We start from the raw sequence: 15985 nt of genomic DNA on the forward strand, positions 1-15985 counted from the left end.
TGGTGTTTGTATCCCTTAACCGCGGCAAATCATCAGCGCCAGCTGCAGCAGCGCATCCCAGGCGTCGCCCGCATGCCCCTTTGCGCGCAGGCCCTTGATCATCTTGTCGACCTGCGCCGCCTCCTGCAGCACCGTCTCCAGCACCGGCAGCGAGACGCGGCGCAAGGCCGGCTCCATCATGCGCTCGCGCGGACCCCAGATGCGGTACTCTTTCAACAGCGCGCCCAGCGGGCGGCCCTGCGCCATGCCAGCCTTCAGTTTCAGCAAGGTGCGAATTTCCTCGGACACCGCCCACAGCACCAGCGGCAGCGCCTCGCCCTCGCCTTTCAAGCCTTCAAGCATGCGCACCAGCCGTGCCGGGTCGCCGGCCAGCATGGCTTCGGACAGCTTGAACACATCGTAGCGGGCCACGTTCAGCACCGCATCCTGCACCTGCTCGTACGTCAGCTTGCCCGGCTCGTGCAGCAGGCCCAGTTTCTGGATTTCCTGGTGCGCCGCCAGCAAATTGCCCTCCACCCGTTCGGCAATGAAGTCGATGCTGGCGCGCTCGGCGCTTTGGCCTTGTGCGGCCAGGCGCTGGCTGATCCAGGCCGGCAGCTGCGCCCGTTCCACATTCGGGATATCGATGTAGACGGCCGCCTGCTGCAGGCTGGCGACCCAGGCCGCCTTTTGCGTGGCCCAGTCCAGCTTGGGCAGGGTGATCAGGGTGAGATTATCAGGGCTCAGGTTTTTCGCATAGCTTTGCAGCGCCGCGCCGCCATCCTTGCCTGGTTTGCCGGTGGGGATGCGCAGCTCGATCAGCTTTTTATCGCCGAACAGCGACAGCTCCTGGTTGGCCGCCAGCAGCTCGCCCCACTTGAAACTGCGTTCGACGCTGAGCACATCGCGCTCGGTGTAGCCCTGCTTGCGCGCGGCGCGGCGGATCTTGTCGGCCGCCTCCAGCGCCAGCAGGTGTTCGTCGCTGGTGATCACATACAGCTGCGCCAGCGGCTTGGCCACATGTGCGTCGAGCGCGTCTATCCGCAATTGCATGAGCGGATCCTTATTGCTGCACGGCCGGGACCGGGACCGGGACCGGGACCGGCGTCACCGGCGCAACCGGCGCAACCGACATGGCCGGCAGCACCGGCTTGATGGCGGCCAGGCGACGCATGATCTGCTGCACCAGGTCGTTGCGCATGTCGCGGTACAACTGCGCTTCTTCGGTTTCCTTGGCCAGCACCTGCGATTCATTGAAGGTGATCGGACGATTCAGTGCGATGGTGGTCAGGCCCAGCAACACGTTGCCGGCCTTGTCCACCACGCGGAACTGGATCGAATAACCAAGTTGATATTCGCGCACGCGGCCGTTACTGTTCAGCGACAGGATCGACTTGGTGCGCGTCTTCTCCGGGTCGGCCAGCACTTCCAGGGTGGCATCGGCCGCCTCCCGGGTGTCGACGATTTCGGTGCTGCCGATGGCGCGGATATAGCGCTTCAGGTCGATCGCCAGTGGCGACGAATCGGGCAAGGTGATGTTCATCGTCGCAAACGGCAGCATGAAACTGCCGTTCGAGCCGCGCAAGTGAAAGCCGCAGGCCGACAGGGCCAGCACCATGCACACGGCGAACAGGAGGCGCCCGCGCGCCAGCAAACCGGAAGAAGAAGTCGTCATAGAGTTACACCACGATGCTGATTAACTTGCCCGGCACGACGATGACTTTCTTCGGCGTGGTTTCGATGTATTTCTGTACGCTCTCGCAGGCCAGCGCTTGCGCTTCGATGCTGGCCTTGTCGGCATCCTTGGCCACCGTGATCGAGCCGCGCAGCTTGCCGTTCACCTGGATCATCATCTCGATCTCGGACTGCTCCAGCGCTTTCGGATCGACTTGCGGCCATTCCGCGTTCAACAGGTCGCCATAAACGCCGGCATAGCCCAGTTCCTGCCACAGCACGTGGGTGATATGCGGCGCGACCGGGTTCAACAGGCGCAGGAAGATCGAATAGCCTTCGGCGATCAGGGCTTTCGACTGGGCGCTGTCGTCCAGCTTGGCCGATTCCAGGGTATTGAGCATCTTCATGCAAGCCGACACCACGGTGTTGTACTGGATGCGCTTGAGGTCATAATCGGCCTGCTGCAAAATCTTGTGCAATTCGCGGCGCAGGTTTTTCTGCGCGTCGCCGGTGGCCGGGGCGGCGCCGCCAGCCAGCGCGGATTGAATCGTGGCCGACTGCGCGTAGCCGAAATTCCATACGCGGCGCAGGAAGCGGTTGGCGCCTTCGACGCCGCTGCCCGACCATTCCAGCGTCTGTTCCGGTGGCGAGGCGAACATGGTAAACAGGCGGGCGGTATCGGCGCCATACTGCTCGATCTGCGCTTGCGGATCGATGCCGTTGTTCTTCGACTTCGACATTTTTTCCGTGCCGCCGATTTCCACCGGCGCGCCATCGGCCACCAGGGTGGCGGACTGCGGACGGCCCTTGTCGTCCATCGTCAGATTGATGTCGGCCGGGTTGAACCAGGTTTTCTTGCCGGCGGCGTCTTCGCGATAATAGGTTTCGTTCAGCACCATGCCTTGGGTGAGCAGGTTGACAAACGGCTCGTCGAACTTGACCAGGCCGAAGTCGCGCATGATCTTGGTCCAGAAGCGCGCGTACAGCAAGTGCATCACGGCGTGTTCGATGCCGCCGATATACTGGTCCATCGGCATCCAGTAGTCATTGCGTTCGTCGACCATGGAGTCATTGCTGCCTGGCGAGGTATAGCGCATGTAGTACCACGACGAATCGACAAAGGTATCCATGGTGTCGGTTTCGCGGCGTGCCGGTTTGCCGCACTGCGGGCAGTCGCACTGCAGGAACGCTTCGTATTTGTTCAGCGGGTTGCCGGTGCCATCCGGCACGCAGTCTTCCGGCAGCACCACCGGCAGGTCTTTTTCCGGCACCGGCACCACGCCGCAGTCGGCGCAATGGATCATCGGGATCGGCGTGCCCCAGTAGCGCTGGCGCGAAATGCCCCAGTCGCGCAGGCGGAAGGTGGTTTTCTTTTCGCCCAGGCCCAGTTCCGCCAGGTCGGCCGCGACCGCATCGACGGCGGACGCGAAATGCAGGCCGTCGTACTTGCCCGAGGCGATGCACACGCCTTCCTTGCTGCCGTACGATTCCTGCCAGGCGTCCGTCGAAAATTCCTGGCCTTTGACTTCCACCACTTGTTTGATCGGCAGATCGTATTTCTTGGCAAAGCCGAAATCGCGCTCGTCGTGCGCCGGCACGCCCATCACGGCGCCGTCGCCGTAGGTGATCAGGACGTAATTGCCGACCCACACTTCGACTTGTTCGCCGGTCAATGGATGGGTCACGAACAGGCCGGTCGGCATGCCCTTCTTCTCCATGGTGGCCATGTCCGCTTCGATCACGGAACCGAGCTTGCATTCGGCGTTGAAGGCCGCCAGGTCAGGATTGGCTTGTGCGGCGTGCAGCGCCAGCGGATGCTCGGCCGCGACGGCGCAGAAGGTCACGCCCATGATGGTGTCCGGGCGGGTGGTAAACACATACAGCTTGCCATCGCCGATCAGGGCGCCGTCAGCGTCCTTGATCTGGTGCGGGAAGGCGAAGCGCACGCCGGTCGACTTGCCGATCCAGTTGGTCTGCATGGTGCGCACGCGCTCGGGCCAGCCCGGCAGCTTGTCGTCGGCATAGGCCAGCAATTCATCGGCGTAGTCGGTAATGCGCGCGTAGTACATCGGGATTTCGCGCTTTTCGATCAGCGCGCCCGAGCGCCAGCCGCGGCCGTCGACCACCTGCTCGTTGGCGAGCACGGTCTGGTCGATCGGGTCCCAGTTCACGGTGCCGGTCTTTTTGTAGATGATGCCTTTTTCCAGCATCTTGAGGAACATCCACTGGTTCCACTTGTAGTATTCCGGCTTGCAGGCGGTCATTTCGCGCGACCAGTCGATCGCCAGGCCCATCGATTCCATCTGCTGCTTCATGTGGGCGATGTTCGAATACGTCCATTGCGCGGGCGGCACGTTGTTGGCCATGGCCGCGTTTTCCGCCGGCATGCCGAACGCATCCCAGCCCATCGGCATCAGCACGTTGTAGCCGTTCATGCGCAGGTAGCGGTACATCACGTCATTGATCGTATAGTTGCGCACGTGACCCATGTGCAGCTTGCCCGAAGGGTAAGGCAGCATCGAGCAAGCGTAGTACTTGCCTTTCGGGAAACGCGGGTCGTGTTCGACGGCTTTATAGGCGTCGATGGCCTTCCAGTGCGATTGGGCGGCTTGTTCGACGTCGGCGGGACTATATTTATCTTGCATGATGTGCGGCCAATTAGTGGATATGAACCGAGCATTATACTGGTTGTCGCCGCCCGGTAGCATGGCCGGGCGCCGCCCCGGGCGCGCATATTTTTGCCGGTGTACAAATAGGCTGTGTAAGATGCAGCAATCTTGTGCTCCTTGCCACCGGCCATGTTCATCTATCAGGAAACCGCCCCCATCCCCGCCCTGCAGCCCTGGCTGGATTGCGTCTGGACCTGCCGCGTGCACGCGCGCGCCGCGCCCATGGCGCACCAGGTGCTGCCCGACAACTGCATCGACATCCTGTGCCAGGACCGGCAAGACGCCAGCTTTGCTGTCGGCATGATGACCGTGCCGATCCAGGTTGTCAGCCATGGCCTGGTGCAGACGGTGGCGGCGCGCTTCAAGCCCGGTGCGGCGGCGCGCTTTTTCCAGCTGCCGCTTTGCGAGCTGAACGATGGACGTACAGATCTGCAGCAGCTGTGGGGCCGCGAGCTGGCGGCGCGCCTCGGTGATGCGCTGTGGAGCTATCCCTTGCCGGATGTGCAGCGCATGCAGATATTGCAAGATTTTTTGCTGCTGCGCCTGCGGAAAACCCCGCTGCCGGCCGCTTCCGGCCTGGCCCTGCAAGCGGTGGCGCTGATTGAACGCGCCCAAGGTAGCCTGCGCGTCAACCAGTTAGCGGCGCAGTTGAAGGTGTCGCGCCAGCATCTGGCAGCGCAGTTTCGCCAGCAGGTGGGCATCAGCCCCAAGCTGTTTGCCCGCATCAGCCGCTTTCGCGCTGTCAACAGCGCGCTCAAGACCATGCCGCCGCAAGCGGACTGGGCGCAGGTCGCCCTGCAATATGGTTATTTCGACCAGTCGCACCTGATTCACGACTTCCAGGATTTTGCGCGCGCCTCGCCAGAGGCCTGGCTGGCGCAAAGGCGCTGAATCTTCCATTTTTACAATCGCCGTGTCGGCAGCCATGGCATGCTGGCGTCATGCACTCACTCACTTACTCACTCACTCACTACACAGGAGATAAAACATGATCAAGGGCTTGCGCACCGTTACCTATCCCGTCCCCGACCTGGAGAAGGCCAAGGCCTGGTACAGCCAGGCGTTCAACACCACGCCGTATTTCGACCAGCCGTTTTATGTCGGCTTCAATATCGGCGGCTTCGAACTGGGCCTGCTGCCGGACGGCCAGCCGGGCGCCCAGGGCAGCGTCACTTACTGGGGCGTGGACGGCATAGCCCAGGAAGTCGAACGCCTGGTCGGCTTGGGCGCCACCTTGCACCACCCCTTGACGGACGTCGGCGAAGGTATCCGCACGGTGGAATTGCTGGACCCGTTCGGCAACCAGATCGGGCTGATCGACAACCCGCATTTCGACACCGCCAAGGTCGTTTAGGCCGCCTCGGCCTGCAGCCAGGCACGGAATTGCTGCATTGCAGTTTTTTCATGCGCCGCTTCGGGCGTGATCAGATAATACGCGCGCTGACCGCGCAGTGGGCGCTCGCAAACGATCTGCAATTCGCCGCGCGCCAGCTCCGCTTCGACCAGCATGCGCGGCAACAGCACCACGCCCTGGCCCTGCACCGCCGCCATCGCCAGCATGGAAAACAGTTCATAGCGCGCGCCATAGCGGGCTTCTCCCTCGACCTGCATGGCGTCGCACCACTGGCGCCAGGCGCCGGGCCGCGTGCTTTGCTGCAACAACGTCAGTTCCAGCAGATGCTGCGGCTGCCATTGGCTGCGCGCGCTCAAGAGGCGTGGGCTGGCCACCGGCACGATCTCCTCGTGCATCAGCAAGGTGGCGTGCGTGCCGGGCCAGCGCGCCAGCTGCTCGGGCGTGCCTGCATACAGGGCGCCATCGTATTCCGTATCGGCAAACATGAACGGTTTTGTATACGCATCGATATGCACCACGATCTCGGGCTGCTGCGCGGCAAGGCCGGCCAGGCGCGGCATCAGCCATCGCGTGGCAAAGGTTGGCACCGAGGCCAGCTGCAAGGCGCCGCCCCCCTGGCGCGCCATGGTGTCCAGGGTATCGCGTTCGAGGCCATCGAGGCGGGCGGCGATCTGGCGCGCGTACGAGGCGCCGGCGCTTGTGAGCACCACGCCATGGCGGGTGCGCTGGAACAGTTGCACGCCTAAAAAACTTTCCAGTGATGCAATCTGGCGCGACACCGCGCTTTGCGTCAGCGACAGTTCGCGCGCCGCATGGGTATAGCTCTGATGGCGGGCAGCCGCCTCAAAACAATTGAGCGCTTGCAGCATGGGAATCTTGCGGGACATGAGCGATCTCGGCAATAAAAACAGCAGTATGCCGCAAGATATGCGTTATGCGCATATCTGGGTGCATAAAAATCGTTTGCCTGAGGCGCGGTGACAACCTACCATGAGTCCCATTCAATCTTGCGCCGGCTGTTACTCGCCTGGCGCTCACCTTGCGAGGCCCGTGATGAGCAAAACTGTATTCGACTGGAATTCTCCCCTGCTGCTGGACGAACAACTGACAAGCGACGAGCGCGCCGTGCTGGAAGCGGCGCGCGACTATTGCCAGGGCAGCCTGGCGCCGCGCGTGCTTGAATCGTTCCGCCATGGCCGCACCGACGCCGCCATCTTCCGCGAAATGGGCGAACTGGGCCTGCTGGGCTCGACCATTCCAGAGGAATACGGCGGCGCCGGCCTGAACTACGTGTGCTACGGCCTGGCCGCGCGCGAAGTCGAGCGCATCGATTCGGGCTATCGCTCGATGATGAGCGTGCAATCGTCCCTGGTGATGGTGCCGATCAACGCGTTTGGCAATGAAGAAACCAAGCAGAAATACCTGCCCAAGCTGGCCACCGGCGAATTCATCGGCTGCTTTGGCCTGACCGAACCGAACCACGGTTCCGATCCGGGCAGCATGGTCACGCGCGCGCGCAAGGTGCCGGGCGGCTACAGCCTGTCGGGTGCCAAGATGTGGATCACCAACAGCCCGATCGCCGACGTGTTCGTGGTATGGGCCAAGGACGACGAAGGCGCGATCCGCGGCTTCGTGCTGGAAAAAGGCTGGAAAGGCCTGTCGGCGCCCGAGATCCACGGCAAGGTCGGCTTGCGCACCAGCATCACCGGCGAAATCGTCATGGACGAAGTATTCTGCCCGGAAGAAAACGCGTTTCCCGATGTACGCGGCCTGAAAGGCCCGTTCACCTGCCTCAACAGCGCACGCTACGGCATCGCCTGGGGCGCGCTGGGCGCGGCCGAAGACTGCTACCTGAAAGCACGCCAGTACACCATGGACCGCCAGCAGTTCGGCCGTCCGCTGGCCGCCAACCAGCTGGTACAGAAGAAACTGGCCGACATGCTGACCGAAATCACCATGGGCCTGCAGGGCTGCTTGCGCCTGGGCCGCATGAAGGACGAAGGCTCGGCTGCGGTGGAAATCACCTCGATCATGAAACGCAACAGCTGCGGCAAGGCATTGGATATCGCCCGCATGGCGCGCGACATGATGGGCGGCAATGGCATTTCCGACGAGTTCGGCGTGATCCGCCACCTGGTCAACCTGGAAGTGGTCAATACCTACGAAGGCACGCACGATGTGCACGCCCTGATCATCGGCCGCGCGATCACCGGCATCGCCGCCTTCAGCAACTGATGGACGCCTTGGCCTCCACCTTCGCTGCCACTCTGCGGCCGGCGCCATTGACGGGACTGCGCGTGCTGGACCTGTCGCGCGTGCTGGCCGGGCCGTGGGCCGGGCAACTGCTGGCCGACCTGGGCGCCGACGTGGTCAAGGTCGAGCAGCCGGGGCGCGGCGACGATACGCGCTCATGGGGTCCGCCCTATCTGAAAGATGAAGATGGGCGCGACACTCTTGAAGCCGCCTATTTCCAGTGCGCCAACCGCAACAAGCGTTCGCTATGCATCGACCTGGCCGCGCCGGAAGGGCAAGCGCTGGTGCGCAAGCTGGCGCTGGAAGCCGATGTGCTGCTGGAAAACTTCAAGCTCGGTGGCCTGAAGCAATACGGTCTCGATGCGGCCAGCCTGCTGGCGCTGAACCCGCGCCTGGTCTACTGCTCGATTACCGGTTTTGGCCAGGATGGCCCGTATGCGGCGCGCGCCGGCTATGATTTTCTGATCCAGGGCATGGGCGGGCTGATGAGCATTACCGGCGTGCCCGATGGCGAACCGGGCGCCGGCCCGCAAAAAGTTGGCGTGGCGCAAACCGACATCATGACAGGGCTGTACGCGACCATCGCGGTGCAGGCGGCGCTTGCGGAACGGACTCGTTCCGGCCTGGGCCAGCATATCGACCTGGCCTTGCTCGATGTACAGGTGGCGGCGCTGGGCAACCAGGCGGCCAACTACCTGTGTGGCGGCAAGGTGCCGCAGCGCATGGGCAACGCGCATCCGAATATCGTGCCCTACCAGGATTTCCCCACCGCCGATGGCGACATGATTTTGGCAATCGGCAACGACGGCCAGTTCGCGCGCTTTTGCGCCATCGCTGGCCACCCGGAATGGGCGCAGGATGAGCGTTTCGCCACCAATCCGCAGCGCGTGGCGCACCGGGCGGTATTGATCCCGCTGCTGCGCCAGGCCACGGTGATGCGCACCACCGACGAGTGGATCACGGCGTTCGAACTGGCTGCCGTGCCTTGCGGCCCCGTCAACCGCATCGACCAGGTATTTGCCGACCCGCAAGTGGTAGCGCGTGGACTGAAAGTGGAGATGGCGCACCCGACGGCGGGCACGGTGGCGCTGGTGGCCAATCCGGTGCGATTATCAAGCTCACCGGTGCAATACCGCTTGCCGCCGCCGTTGCTGGGGCAGCATACGGATGAGGTGCTGGGGCAATGGCTTGGGTTGCAGAGTGGGGAGATTGCAGGTTTGCGCGAACGCAAGGTGGTGTAAAGCAAAACGCCGGACCCAAGGTCCGGCGTTTTTTACTTGAGCGTCAGCTTCAACGCCGGCTTCTCGCCATAATCCTCGTAGCGCTCGTTGATGCCGGCCACGCAAAACGTCACTTCTTCGAGCAGATCAGGCGCCTGCGCCTTCACGCTTTCCGCGTCCTGCAGCACGATTTCCAGCACTTCATTGGGCTTGAGCCGGAACTTGCTCATGCCGTCTTCGTCACGCAGATAGCTGAGGCAATCGACCCAGGCGTCCATGCTGTTGCCGTAAAACGCGGGGAAACCGAAGGCCTGCACGCATTGCGCGTGAAAGCTCGCTTCGTCGGTGATTGCTTTTCCATCCAGGATGGCAGTGGCCATATCGATCCTCAGTTCTTCAGCGACAACACGTCCTGCATGTCGTACAGGCCGGTCGGCTTGTCGGCCAGGAAACGCGCGGCGCGCAGGGCGCCATGGGCGTAGGTGACGCGGCTGCTCGATTTGTGGCTGATCTCGATGCGCTCGCCGATGCCGGCAAACAGCACCGTATGGTCGCCAACGATATCGCCGCCACGGATGGTGGCAAAGCCGATGGTCGACGGATCGCGTTCGCCGGTCACGCCTTCGCGGCCATACACGGCGCATTCCTTCAGGTCGCGGCCCAGAGCACCAGCCACCACTTCACCCATCTGCAGGGCGGTACCGGAAGGCGCGTCGACCTTGTGGCGGTGGTGGGCTTCGATGATCTCGATATCGTAGCCTTCGGACAAGCTTTTCGCGGCCAGTTCCAGCAGCTTCATGGTCACGTTCACGCCCACGCTCATGTTCGGCGCAAACATGATGGCGGTCTTTTCGGCGGCGGCGGCAATCGCCGCCTTGCCGGCCTCGTCGAAACCGGTGGTGCCGATAATCATCTTGATGCCGTGCTCGGCGCAATAGGCCAGGTGCTGCAAGGTGCCTTCGGGACGGGTGAAGTCGATCAGGTAGTCGGCATTGGCCAGGCCCTTGGCCAGATCGGACTCGGTCAGCACGCCGGCAGGTTTGCCCAGGAAGGCGGCCGCATCCTGGCCGATCGATGGCGAGCCCGCGCGGTCGAGCGCACCGGCCAGCACGGCGTCGGGCGCGTTGCCGACCGCTTCGATCAGGATATGGCCCATGCGGCCACTGGCGCCGGCGATTGCAATTTTCAGTTCAGTCATAATATTTACAGCAACTTATTTGGTGGGGGCAGGTGCCGGTTCAGCTGGCGTCGCGGATGGTGTCATCTCGGGCTTGGTCACCGGAATCATCGCCGGCGTATTGTCAGGGTTAGCCGGCACGGCCGACGGCGCCACTGGCGATGGCACCACGGCGGCCGGCGCACCGGCCTTGGCCAGCTTGGCGAATGGCGACGGGCCGGCGATGCGGTCGATATACTCTTTTTCGGTCGGCAGGTTGCCGCCTTCGAAGCGGGCAACCTTGCCTTCCTTGTCAAAGTACACGACCACGCGGCTGCTGGTGGTCTCGCCGCTACCGCGTGCCAGGCGGAATGGGTAGTCCCAGCGGTCGGCATGGAACAGGTCGGCCAGCAAGGGTGTGCCCAGAATGAAACGGACCTGGTCGCGCGTCATGCCTTCTTTCAGCTGGGCCACCATCTCTTCGGAGACAAAGTTGCCTTGCTGAATGTCAGGGCGATACGGCGAGAAAAACCACATGAATTTCTGCAGTGGCGTGATGGTGGTGGTCTGCGCGCCATTCTCGGGCACGAGTTCCTTGCCTTCTTTCTGGGCGGCCGCCGGTTTTTCACCAAGGATGCCACGGCTGGCACAGCCGGTCGCCATCAGCGCAACGCAAACCAGGCCTGCAACGACCGGTGCTCGGAATGAAATACGGTGACGCAAGGATGGCAATACAGCCGGTGTGACGTGCATAAATGACCTCAATTTGATGAACAAAACGCCAGGAGTGACTGGTCCACCCAAAAATGCTTATTTTGGCACTCGCCGACAAAACGCTATATGATAAAGCACCTGACCCACATACGAGCAACAAACATGAGTAACAATCCTAGTGATCTCAAGGCAAGCGGCCTGAAAGCCACCCTGCCACGGCTGAAGATACTCGATATCTTCCAGAGTAGCCCGGTGCGCCACCTGACGGCGGAAGACGTCTATAAAATTCTTCTGGCCGACAATATGGACGTCGGGCTGGCAACTGTCTACCGTGTATTGACCCAGTTCGAACAAGCTGGCTTGCTTAACCGCAACCACTTTGAAACGGGCAAGGCCATTTTCGAACTCAACGAAGGCTCGCACCACGATCACCTGGTGTGTCTCGATTGCGGCAGGGTCGAAGAATTCTTCGACGAAGCCATCGAAACACGCCAGCAAAGCGTGGCCGAAGAGCGCGGTTTCAAGATCGCCGAGCACGCGCTGGCCATCTACGGCAACTGCATCAAGCCAGCCTGCCCGCACCGGCCTGCCTGACTGGTCAATGATGGCTGAGGGCGTTTGACAGCAGCTTGGCCGTAATATCGACAATCGGAATGACCCGCTCGTAGGCCATGCGGGTCGGCCCGATTACGCCCAGGGTGCCCACGATCTTGCCGTTGACCTCATATGGCGCCGTCACCACGCTCATTTCATCCATCGGCACCAGATTCGATTCGCCGCCGATGAAGATCTGCACGCCGGTTGCCTTGCTCGACACGTCGAGCAACTGCATCAGTCCCGTCTTCTGCTCGAACATGTCGAAGAGCTGGCGCAGCGAACTCATGTTCGATGACAAATCGCTCACGCTGAGCAGGTTGCGCTCGCCTGAAATCACCATGTCGTCGCTGTGATCGCTCATCACTTCGCTGCCGGCCTCGACCGCCGCCTGCATCAGGCTGCCCATATCGTCGCGCAACTGGCGCAGTTCACCCTGCAGGCGCACGCGTACGGCGTCAAATGACAGGCCGCCATAATTCTGGTTGATGTAATTGGCCGACTGGATCAGCTGCGACGGCGTATAGTCCGCCTCGGTCAGCAGCAGCCGGTTCTGCACGTCGCCGCCCGGGCCGACGATGACCAGCAGGATGCGTTTTTCGGACAGGCGCAGAAATTCAATCTGCTGGAATACCGATTCGCGGCGCGGGCTCAGCACCACGCCGGCAAACTGCGACAGCGAGGACAGCATCTGCGCCGCATTGGCGATGGTTTTTTGCGGCTGCTGCGTCTGCAGGCGCAGGCGCGCGTCAACCATATGCTCGTCAAGATGTTTCACCGTCAGCAAGGTGTCGACAAAGATGCGGTAGCCGCGCGGCGTGGGGATGCGACCGGCCGAGGTATGCGGGCTCGACACATAGCCCTGCTCTTCCAGGTCGGCCATGATGTTGCGGATGGTGGCCGGCGACAGATCGAGGCCGGAAATTTTCGACAAGGCGCGCGAACCGACCGGCTGGCCGTCGGCGATATAACGCTCGACCAGGGCTTTCAGCAGGGTTTGGGCACGTAGTTCGAGTTGCATGGTGTCTTCAGTTATACAGTGTTGGCAGCCAGGAGTGCAGCAACAGCAGCCATTATGCACGTTCGCCTGCGCAACGGCGATCAATCTTCCAGTTGCGCCTGCAGCCAGAGCAGCAATTCATCAAAGTTGGCACAGATGGCGTCCGGTTGCACACCGGCCGCCAGATGCGCGTCGCTGCCGCCCCGGTTCATCCAGACGGCGCGCATGCCCGCATCCTGCGCCCCCGTTACATCGAAATACAGATCGTCGCCCACATACACGGCCTCGTGCGGCGCCACGCCCAGCGCTTCGCAGCCAGCCAGGAAAATCGAGGCGTCGGGCTTGGCCACGCCAAACTCGCTGGCGGCGATCGATATCCTGAAATGCTGGGCGAGACCGATAATTTCAAGGTCGGCGTTGCCGTTCGAGATAGAACCGACCAGCAGGCGCTGCTGCATCCAGGCCAGGCCAGGCAGCACATCGTCATAGGGGATGACGCGGTTGCGGGCGGCCAGGAATTGCCTGACGGCTTCATCGACCAGGGCCGTATCCTCGCCAGCGGCGGCGAAGGCCGTCAGCAGGCCGGCACGGCGCAGTTCGATCAGGTTGCCATGGAAATGTGGTTGTTCGTTCAACATGTCCAGCCGGTGCCGGCGCAAGGCTTCGATGGAAAACTGCTGCGCCACCCTCGGCGCATGCGCGGCCAGCCAGTCGTGCAGCAGCGTTTCGGCGGCGGCGATCACGGGCGCAATCGGCCACAGCGTATCATCGAGATCGAACAGGATGGCCTTGGGCGAAACCAGGGTTTTGACGGAAGTAGTGGTCATGGCGACAATCAGGATGGAGAAACGGGCAAGCCCTATTGTCGCACCGATCGCACGATGCAACGGGCCAGGGGAACCAGCATATGAGGGCGTATCAGGGCTGGCGCCGCAAAAATTGTTACAGGGTGATACAAGGCAAGGTCAATCGGCTTGCCAGATAGACTAAAATAGGCGCCATTCCAATACGGCGCCAGCGTCCGTGTTGCGCTACCCTACCTAATTCGTTTTGGAGAATGTATGAAAAATGTATACCTGCGCTCGATGCTGGCGGCGGCTTGCGCTGCCACGTTGGCAGCCTGCGGCGGCAGCGGCGGCAATATGTACCTGAGTGGCTCGGTCATCGGCCTGGCCAAGACCGGCCTGATCTTGCAAAATGGTGGCGAAGACCTGCCTGTGGCTGCCGGCGCCAGCAGCTTTGTGTTTGTCAACCTGATCAAATCCGAAGACCGCTACGATATCAAGATCAAGCAGCAGCCGAAGGGCGCCACTTGCACCATGACCAATGGCAGCGGCAAGGCCAACAGTTATTCCGTCTCGACTGCCTATGTTTCTTGCATTACCGACACGTATCCACTCGGTGGCTCGATCACTGGCCTCAGCGCCGGCGGCCTGACGCTGGTCAATGGCGTCAGCGGCAGCATCAGCCCGCTGCAAGGCGCGACCAGCTTTACCTTCCCGGCGGTTGCCGACGGTTCCACCTATAACCTTTCCATTTCAAGCAATCCGGCTGGCTTGACGTGCAGATTCCAGGGCTCGACCAGCCCCGACGGCCACGATATCGTGGGCATCATGGGCTCCGGCCCCGTCAGCTCGTTGGCACTTGCCTGCGCACCGAAGTAAGCCGTGCGATCCGTGAACACCCTTTTGGAGAACTACATGAAGTCATCCTGCCTGCGCCCTCTCGCCGCGCTGCTGCTCACCGTGGGCCTGGCGGCCTGCGGCGGCAAGGCCTCGTACGATGTGTCCGGTACCATTTCCGGCCTCAGCAATGCCGGCCTGGTGCTGGCCAACGGCGGCGACACCGTTTCGCCCGCCGTCGGCGCGACCACGTTTACCTTCCCCAAGCGCATCGACTACGGCACCAACTACACCATCACGGTGAAAACGCCGCCGGCGCACATGAATTGCACCGTCTCGGGCGGCACCGGTTCGGCGGGCCTGTATGTCAGCATTGAAGCCTTTGTCAGCTGCCAGCAAAACACCTATACGGTCGGCGGCACCATTACCGGCCAGACCGTCGATGGCCTGGTACTGGGCAATGGCAGCACGGCCACGCCGCTGACGGTAGCCAAGGCAACCGCCACCTTTGTCATGCCCGATGCGGTGGCCGATGGCAGTGCCTACGGTATCAGCGTGATTACCAACCCGGTCGGACAGACTTGCAACGTGGCGACCAATCCGTCGACCGGCCTGTCGACCGGCGTGGGCATCATGGGCGAAGCCAAGGTCGACACTGTCCGTATCGTCTGCACCACGCCTTGATCAACCGGCCTGCAATAAGATATAACCAATTCGTATAATAGGTATTTGAAAGATAAATTGGAGTTATATGTGGCGATGCAGCATACTGCATCTGTCTCCTCCAACTCTTCCAAGAATTGGATTTAGCCCGCTTTTACCAGCGGGCTTTTTTTTGCCCAAAATCAGGCAGGCTTGCCCAGGTCGCCATTGAACAGCTGCACGATACTGGAAAAGTCCTGGCCGCCGTGGCCGGCATCCGCATGCAGCTGGTACAACTGGCGCACCAGGCCACCCAACGGCGTGGCCGCGTTGGCCGACAGCGCCGATTGCTGCGCCAGGCCCAGGTCTTTCAGCATCAGCGTCGTGCCGAAACCGCCGCTGTAGTTGCGTGACGCGGGCGCACTGTCCATCACGCCCGGCCACGGGTTATACACTTCCAGGGTCCAGTTGCGGCCCGAGCTCTTGGCCATGATGTCGGACAGCACGGCCGGGTCGAGCCCGTGCGCCACGCCCAGATTCAGGGCTTCGGCTGTGCCTGCCATCAAGATCCCCAGCAGCATGTTGTTGCAGATCTTTGCCACCTGGCCTGCGCCCGCCTCGCCCGCATGGAAGATATTCTTGCCCATCTTTTCCAGCAGCGGCCGCGCGCGCAGCAAGGCGCTGGCCTCGCCGCCAACGATAAAGGTCAGGGTGCCGGCTGCCGCACCAGCCGTGCCGCCGGAGACCGGCGCGTCGAGCATGGCAAAGCCGCGCGCGGACGCCGCCTGCGCCACCTGGCGCGCCACCTCGGCGGCAATCGTGCTGCAGTCGATCAGCAGAGCGCCCGCCTTGGCCGAGTCGAGCACGCCGCCTTCGCCCAGGTACAGCTCCTGCACGTGCTTGTTGGCCGGCAGCATGGTGATCACGGCGTCGGCCGCCTGCACTGCCGCGCTGGCGGAGGCGGCGGCCGTGGCGCCGGCCTCGACCAGCGAGGCAACCGCTGCCGGCGCCAGATCGAATACCGATACATGAAAGCCGGCCGCGACCAGGTTGCGCGCCATCGGCGCGCCCATGTTGCCCAGGCCGATAAATGCGATATGTTGCATGG

17 protein-coding genes are annotated in these 15985 nt (G+C 62.2%); 7 read left to right on the top strand and 10 right to left on the bottom strand.

What is annotated here, in order from left to right; genetic code table 11:
• Positions 1-15 precede the first annotated feature (15 nt).
• From holA to leuS, 3 genes are read right to left on the bottom strand one after another with little or no spacing between them, the layout of a single operon-like run.
• Positions 16-1032: a DNA polymerase III subunit delta gene (gene holA, locus AC0Z42_RS25555; protein WP_485470880.1), complete on the bottom strand. Its 1017-nt coding sequence runs from the start codon at positions 1030-1032 to the stop codon at positions 16-18.
• Between the two features lie 10 nt (positions 1033-1042).
• Positions 1043-1654: an LPS-assembly lipoprotein LptE gene (locus tag AC0Z42_RS25560; RefSeq protein ID WP_485470881.1), complete on the bottom strand. Its 612-nt coding sequence runs from the start codon at positions 1652-1654 to the stop codon at positions 1043-1045.
• A gap of 4 nt (positions 1655-1658) precedes the next feature.
• The gene (leuS, locus tag AC0Z42_RS25565; RefSeq protein WP_485470882.1) at positions 1659-4298 is read right to left on the bottom strand and encodes a leucine--tRNA ligase; all 2640 of its coding nucleotides are present in this window, start codon (positions 4296-4298) and stop codon (positions 1659-1661) included.
• 153 nt (positions 4299-4451) lie between these two features.
• Between leuS and AC0Z42_RS25570 the strand changes: the two genes are divergently transcribed.
• Both AC0Z42_RS25570 and AC0Z42_RS25575 read left to right on the top strand, forming a co-directional pair.
• Positions 4452-5213: a DUF6597 domain-containing transcriptional factor gene (locus AC0Z42_RS25570; protein WP_485470883.1), complete on the top strand. Its 762-nt coding sequence runs from the start codon at positions 4452-4454 to the stop codon at positions 5211-5213.
• A gap of 97 nt (positions 5214-5310) precedes the next feature.
• Complete coding sequence (locus AC0Z42_RS25575) at positions 5311-5676, top strand: VOC family protein (RefSeq protein WP_485470884.1); 366 nt, start codon at positions 5311-5313, stop codon at positions 5674-5676.
• Here AC0Z42_RS25575 and AC0Z42_RS25580 read toward each other — a convergent pair.
• Positions 5673-6563, bottom strand: a complete 891-nt coding sequence (locus AC0Z42_RS25580; RefSeq protein ID WP_485470885.1) for a LysR substrate-binding domain-containing protein — start codon at positions 6561-6563, stop codon at positions 5673-5675. The two genes, AC0Z42_RS25575 and AC0Z42_RS25580, sit on opposite strands and share 4 nt — an antisense overlap.
• A gap of 166 nt (positions 6564-6729) precedes the next feature.
• Here AC0Z42_RS25580 and AC0Z42_RS25585 point away from each other — a divergent pair, with 166 nt between their 5' ends.
• Together AC0Z42_RS25585 and AC0Z42_RS25590 are read left to right on the top strand one after the other, a co-directional pair.
• On the top strand, positions 6730-7911 hold the full coding sequence (locus AC0Z42_RS25585; protein ID WP_312438166.1) for an acyl-CoA dehydrogenase: 1182 nt from the start codon (positions 6730-6732) through the stop codon (positions 7909-7911).
• Positions 7911-9170 carry a CaiB/BaiF CoA transferase family protein gene (locus tag AC0Z42_RS25590; protein ID WP_485470886.1) on the top strand — a complete coding sequence of 420 codons (1260 nt, stop codon included), beginning with the start codon at positions 7911-7913 and terminating at the stop codon, positions 9168-9170. The genes AC0Z42_RS25585 and AC0Z42_RS25590 overlap by 1 nt, the downstream gene beginning before the upstream one ends.
• 32 nt (positions 9171-9202) lie before the next feature.
• Here AC0Z42_RS25590 and AC0Z42_RS25595 read toward each other — a convergent pair whose 3' ends face one another.
• The 3 genes from AC0Z42_RS25595 to AC0Z42_RS25605 are packed head-to-tail and all read right to left on the bottom strand — an operon-like array spanning position 9203 to position 11058.
• Positions 9203-9529: a barstar family protein gene (locus tag AC0Z42_RS25595; RefSeq protein WP_485470887.1), complete on the bottom strand. Its 327-nt coding sequence runs from the start codon at positions 9527-9529 to the stop codon at positions 9203-9205.
• A gap of 8 nt (positions 9530-9537) precedes the next feature.
• Positions 9538-10347: a 4-hydroxy-tetrahydrodipicolinate reductase gene (gene dapB, locus AC0Z42_RS25600; RefSeq protein ID WP_485470888.1), complete on the bottom strand. Its 810-nt coding sequence runs from the start codon at positions 10345-10347 to the stop codon at positions 9538-9540.
• A gap of 15 nt (positions 10348-10362) precedes the next feature.
• On the bottom strand, positions 10363-11058 hold the full coding sequence (locus tag AC0Z42_RS25605) for an outer membrane protein assembly factor BamE (protein WP_485470889.1): 696 nt from the start codon (positions 11056-11058) through the stop codon (positions 10363-10365).
• Between the two features lie 123 nt (positions 11059-11181).
• On the opposite strand from AC0Z42_RS25605, the gene fur reads away from it, so the two are divergent.
• On the top strand, positions 11182-11613 hold the full coding sequence (fur, locus tag AC0Z42_RS25610) for a ferric iron uptake transcriptional regulator (protein WP_485470890.1): 432 nt from the start codon (positions 11182-11184) through the stop codon (positions 11611-11613).
• 4 nt (positions 11614-11617) lie between these two features.
• Here the strand turns inward: fur and hrcA are convergent, their stop codons facing one another.
• Together hrcA and AC0Z42_RS25620 are read right to left on the bottom strand one after the other, a co-directional pair.
• Positions 11618-12634, bottom strand: a complete 1017-nt coding sequence (gene hrcA / locus AC0Z42_RS25615) for a heat-inducible transcriptional repressor HrcA (RefSeq protein WP_485470891.1) — start codon at positions 12632-12634, stop codon at positions 11618-11620.
• An 80-nt stretch (positions 12635-12714) separates the two neighbouring features.
• Positions 12715-13440 carry an HAD family hydrolase gene (locus AC0Z42_RS25620; protein WP_485470892.1) on the bottom strand — a complete coding sequence of 242 codons (726 nt, stop codon included), beginning with the start codon at positions 13438-13440 and terminating at the stop codon, positions 12715-12717.
• 234 nt (positions 13441-13674) lie between these two features.
• Here AC0Z42_RS25620 and AC0Z42_RS25625 point away from each other — a divergent pair, with 234 nt between their 5' ends.
• Both AC0Z42_RS25625 and AC0Z42_RS25630 read left to right on the top strand, forming a co-directional pair.
• Positions 13675-14277, top strand: coding sequence for a hypothetical protein (locus AC0Z42_RS25625; protein ID WP_485470893.1), 603 nt, complete (start codon positions 13675-13677; stop codon positions 14275-14277).
• A gap of 36 nt (positions 14278-14313) precedes the next feature.
• Entirely contained in the window at positions 14314-14919 is a 606-nt protein-coding gene (locus AC0Z42_RS25630; protein ID WP_485470894.1) for a hypothetical protein, read from the top strand.
• A gap of 161 nt (positions 14920-15080) precedes the next feature.
• Here AC0Z42_RS25630 and mmsB read toward each other — a convergent pair whose 3' ends face one another.
• Entirely contained in the window at positions 15081-15983 is a 903-nt protein-coding gene (gene mmsB, locus AC0Z42_RS25635; protein ID WP_485470895.1) for a 3-hydroxyisobutyrate dehydrogenase, read from the bottom strand.
• Positions 15984-15985 lie beyond the last annotated feature (2 nt).

The sequence above is a fragment of the Janthinobacterium sp. 1L-D-8-B-C4 genome (assembly GCF_057291295.1).

Bases quoted from the DNA above. Each gene is read 5' to 3' on its own strand.
- AC0Z42_RS25630 (WP_485470894.1), top strand. From the start codon at position 14,314: ATGAAGTCATCCTGCCTGCGCCCTCTCGCCGCGCTGCTGCTCACCGTG.
- AC0Z42_RS25590 (WP_485470886.1), top strand. From the start codon at position 7,911: ATGGACGCCTTGGCCTCCACCTTCGCTGCCACTCTGCGGCCGGCGCCA.
- AC0Z42_RS25580 (WP_485470885.1), bottom strand. From the start codon at position 6,563: ATGTCCCGCAAGATTCCCATGCTGCAAGCGCTCAATTGTTTTGAGGCG.
- AC0Z42_RS25575 (WP_485470884.1), top strand. From the start codon at position 5,311: ATGATCAAGGGCTTGCGCACCGTTACCTATCCCGTCCCCGACCTGGAG.
- AC0Z42_RS25625 (WP_485470893.1), top strand. From the start codon at position 13,675: ATGAAAAATGTATACCTGCGCTCGATGCTGGCGGCGGCTTGCGCTGCC.
- hrcA (WP_485470891.1), bottom strand. From the start codon at position 12,634: ATGCAACTCGAACTACGTGCCCAAACCCTGCTGAAAGCCCTGGTCGAG.
- fur (WP_485470890.1), top strand. From the start codon at position 11,182: ATGAGTAACAATCCTAGTGATCTCAAGGCAAGCGGCCTGAAAGCCACC.
- AC0Z42_RS25560 (WP_485470881.1), bottom strand. From the start codon at position 1,654: ATGACGACTTCTTCTTCCGGTTTGCTGGCGCGCGGGCGCCTCCTGTTC.
- dapB (WP_485470888.1), bottom strand. From the start codon at position 10,347: ATGACTGAACTGAAAATTGCAATCGCCGGCGCCAGTGGCCGCATGGGC.
- AC0Z42_RS25620 (WP_485470892.1), bottom strand. From the start codon at position 13,440: ATGACCACTACTTCCGTCAAAACCCTGGTTTCGCCCAAGGCCATCCTG.
- AC0Z42_RS25605 (WP_485470889.1), bottom strand. From the start codon at position 11,058: ATGCACGTCACACCGGCTGTATTGCCATCCTTGCGTCACCGTATTTCA.
- AC0Z42_RS25570 (WP_485470883.1), top strand. From the start codon at position 4,452: ATGTTCATCTATCAGGAAACCGCCCCCATCCCCGCCCTGCAGCCCTGG.
- leuS (WP_485470882.1), bottom strand. From the start codon at position 4,298: ATGCAAGATAAATATAGTCCCGCCGACGTCGAACAAGCCGCCCAATCG.
- AC0Z42_RS25585 (WP_312438166.1), top strand. From the start codon at position 6,730: ATGAGCAAAACTGTATTCGACTGGAATTCTCCCCTGCTGCTGGACGAA.
- mmsB (WP_485470895.1), bottom strand. From the start codon at position 15,983: ATGCAACATATCGCATTTATCGGCCTGGGCAACATGGGCGCGCCGATG.
- holA (WP_485470880.1), bottom strand. From the start codon at position 1,032: ATGCAATTGCGGATAGACGCGCTCGACGCACATGTGGCCAAGCCGCTG.
- AC0Z42_RS25595 (WP_485470887.1), bottom strand. From the start codon at position 9,529: ATGGCCACTGCCATCCTGGATGGAAAAGCAATCACCGACGAAGCGAGC.